At 53.2% G+C, this 3,102-nt stretch carries 4 protein-coding genes; 2 read left to right on the top strand and 2 right to left on the bottom strand.

Annotated features, from left to right (window positions below):
- On the top strand, window positions 1-857 hold an 857-nt coding region (locus tag ACXJJC_RS01465; RefSeq protein ID WP_456368847.1), incomplete at its 5' end, for a hypothetical protein.
- Here the strand turns inward: ACXJJC_RS01465 and ACXJJC_RS01460 are convergent.
- Together ACXJJC_RS01460 and ACXJJC_RS01455 are read right to left on the bottom strand one after the other, a co-directional pair.
- Window positions 839-2,029, bottom strand: a complete 1,191-nt coding sequence (locus ACXJJC_RS01460) for an MFS transporter (protein WP_456368846.1) — start codon at window positions 2,027-2,029, stop codon at window positions 839-841. The genes ACXJJC_RS01465 and ACXJJC_RS01460 overlap by 19 nt on opposite strands.
- A gap of 45 nt (window positions 2,030-2,074) precedes the next feature.
- On the bottom strand, window positions 2,075-2,623 hold the full coding sequence (locus ACXJJC_RS01455) for a hypothetical protein (RefSeq protein ID WP_456368845.1): 549 nt from the start codon (window positions 2,621-2,623) through the stop codon (window positions 2,075-2,077).
- Window positions 2,624-2,778: 155 nt separating this feature from the next.
- Between ACXJJC_RS01455 and ACXJJC_RS01450 the strand changes: the two genes are divergently transcribed.
- Window positions 2,779-3,102 (top strand): PadR family transcriptional regulator (locus tag ACXJJC_RS01450; RefSeq protein WP_456368844.1); only part of this gene is annotated, 324 nt, incomplete at its 3' end.

The following is a 3,102-nucleotide window of genomic DNA, read 5'->3' as shown; positions in this document are numbered from 1 at the left end:
TTTACGTGAATTACCTGGGACAGACAAGGACTGCTCCCATCGCAAAAGCGTTCAACACAACTCCCATTCCAGACTACGTTGCACATAAGAGCTTCGTTGAGTGGGCAAACCAGAGCGGAATGGCAGTGGGTGAAAACGAAGCCTGCCTGGCCTGTCACACGAACTTCAGTCTGACAATCAACTTTGTGCGTCCACTTTACTTTGAATTCACAATTGACGATCAGACCTGGGATATAACGAGCATTTCCTACGGCCCGAGCAACACGACCACCATAGTAAAGAGTGGGGACGGAGCCAAGCACACGTGGAAGGCTCTGGGGGACATCAGCTGCCTCGACTGCCATGCAGACATCTGGAATGCTATAAACCATTCCGAACCTAACCCATATAATCTGACACCGAACTCGTCACATCTCATTTGGTACTGGGGGGGAAATAACTTAGGTAGAATACACGACATAACTGAGATTAACAAGAGTTATACTAACGTGACAGACTACTGCCTCTCCTCCTGCCACAAGCCTGTGATAACAGGTGGCACGCGCCCTCCCGAGCTTGACGGCATAACTCATGCTGCGAGAAGACTTTCATGCTACAGCTGCCACACAAACAGCTACACCCTCACAGTGCTCGACAAAACTGGCGGAAATGGAGATCCGAAATGGCCTAACTCCGACACGGGTGATATGGATAACTTCGACGTGAAGGTTTTCAGCGCACCACTCTTCATTCATGCCGAGACATGCATAGCCTGCAAGAGGGCAGGAGTCGGAAATACACCTTACACTTACAGAACATACACAGAACCGAGCAATGTTATGTACCACTACAAAAACGGTCAGTGGAGCAGAATCTGACCCCTTTCTCCACCGCTCGTGATGGCAGCCGCAATCAAACTCACGGCGAATGCAACGTAAAACGCGTAGACGTACTCCCCCGTCAGATCCCTTATCAGCCCTCCCGTGTACGGAGCGAGCAGTCCCGAGAAACCCCACGCGGTAAATATTGCCCCGTATATCCTGCCAGCGTACTTCCTGCCGAAGTAAATTGAAACAGCGGCCGGAAACATCGCAAGAACTCCGCCGTAGTTCGCGTATATCACGGATGCGAGGGGAAAGACGACGTAGGAGGAGTACGTGAAGGCCAAGAGAAGCGAGGCAGCTGCGGACAGCAGGAAGTTGAACCTGAGTGCCCTGAAAACTCCGAGCCTGTCGAGAGCGAAGCCCCAAGCGAATCTTCCCCCAGCGTTCGCGAAGGAGGTGATGATCAGAAACGCGGCAACGAGTCCAGCAAGCTCCGGAGTGTTCCTTGCCCCCTCACGCAGAATTGGGGCCGCGTTGCCTATCACCATCAGCCCTGCAAATGACGAGAGGAAGAACGCAAACCACAGCCTGTAGAACCTTCCTTTCCTCAGAACCATGCCGAGATCGAGGTCGTGAGCGGACTCTCCTTTTCTCGACTCAGGATCCCTCATTGGCAGCGCGCAGAAAACGATCACGGCGAAGTACATCAGCCCCACAAGGGCGAAGGTCCTGAACACTCCAAAGTTCTCAAGCATGCCGGTTATTACGGGCGTCATAACAGCAGCTCCGATCCCGAATCCAACAGCAACGAGCCCGATAGCAGTTCCTGGCCTGTCGGGGAACCACTTGGATGCGAGCGGTCTTGGAACGGCGTCAACCAGCGCTATTCCGAGCCCGGGCAGAAAGCCCAGGCCGACGTAGTACAGGACCCTTGCCGTGTCCCAGTCGAAGTTCTTCATCTGGCTCGCGAGCAGGTATCCCGAGAATATGGTGAATGCACCGGCGATGAGCGGGATCTTCGGACCGAGCCTGTCGTACAGAAGGCCGGCGGGGATTATGAAGATCGAGTAGGTGAGCGTTATGAGGGAGAACGCGAGCGTGAGGGGCGCAACATTTGAGATCCCGTAGAACTCCTGGAGGGGTTTGTAGAAGAGGCTGAAGGTGTATATTCCGCCGAGCATGGTCAGTATGATCATGCCCAGAATGGGGTAAACCCACCTGCTCATACCTGCATACTGTCATCATCTTTTATATAAAAAAAGCGGTCCTGGTCAGAGCTTCTGCAGTTTTCCGGCCAGCGTGATGTACGTGAGTGCGACCAGCGGGAATGTGAGAGTGTATGGAAGGTACAGAAAGGCTGGCATTTCAACGCCCTTTGGGTGGAGCTGAAAGCCCGCCGAGGCCGCCTGAAAGTAGAAGTACGGAACAATCACAATTGCAAGGAGGGAGTAGTATCTGGCGAGTCTCAAATCCACCAGGCACAGGGCTGTGTGGGTCGCTGTGAAGAACAGCAGAACGACGCTGAAAACGAACTTGGGCTCTGAGAAGATTATTCCTCCCCACGCTGCGTACATGAAGACTGCGGAGAGAATGAGGTGAACTGCCGCATATGCTGTGGTTGTGAGCGAAACACCCTTTACGAACCCCGGCAATCTGAGGTGGACGAGCGGAAGCAGGAGGGTGGTGGTTATCGTGACTAAGGAAATGGGGACGTGAATGTAGACGAGCTTGTACGTTTCACCGAGCCTGCTTTCTGAAGGGAGGGCCGCGATGATGACAGCTGAGATGACGAGCAGCACTGTTAGAGTCACGTAACGCATGCAGACAGTCTTTTTTCGGGCTTTAAAATGTTTCCCAGCAGGCAAGATCGCGCTGGACTGACGACTTCTGGAACGGAATGTTGCCGCTGAAACGTCCATTGTCACGCTTCGCAATGCTTTTATACATCGAGCTTCGATACCTCTCAGTAAGAGGTATGTTCGACAGGAAGGGGAGAGCGCTGAAGAAGCTCAGGAGGGAGCTCAGGTCGGGAGTGTACTCGTACCTGATCCTCTCAATGCTGAAAAAGGAGGAGATGCACGGGTACTTCATCAGAAAAAAGCTCGAGGAAATGGGCTTCGCTCCGAGTGAGGGTGCGATGTACGACCTGCTGAAGAGTCTTCAGAGGCTGGGCCTGATAGAGGGCTTCTGGGTGGTGGAAAGCAGGCCGAGAAAGTGCTACAGGCTCACCGAACTTGGCAGAGAGGTTTTAAGTGAGCTCGAACTCGAAATTAAAAAGATTCTGGAGGTTCTCGGAGGT

The organism is Geoglobus sp. (assembly GCF_054018175.1).
Note: the sequence above shows the minus strand (reverse complement) of the source record. Positions and strands in the feature narration are given on the sequence as shown.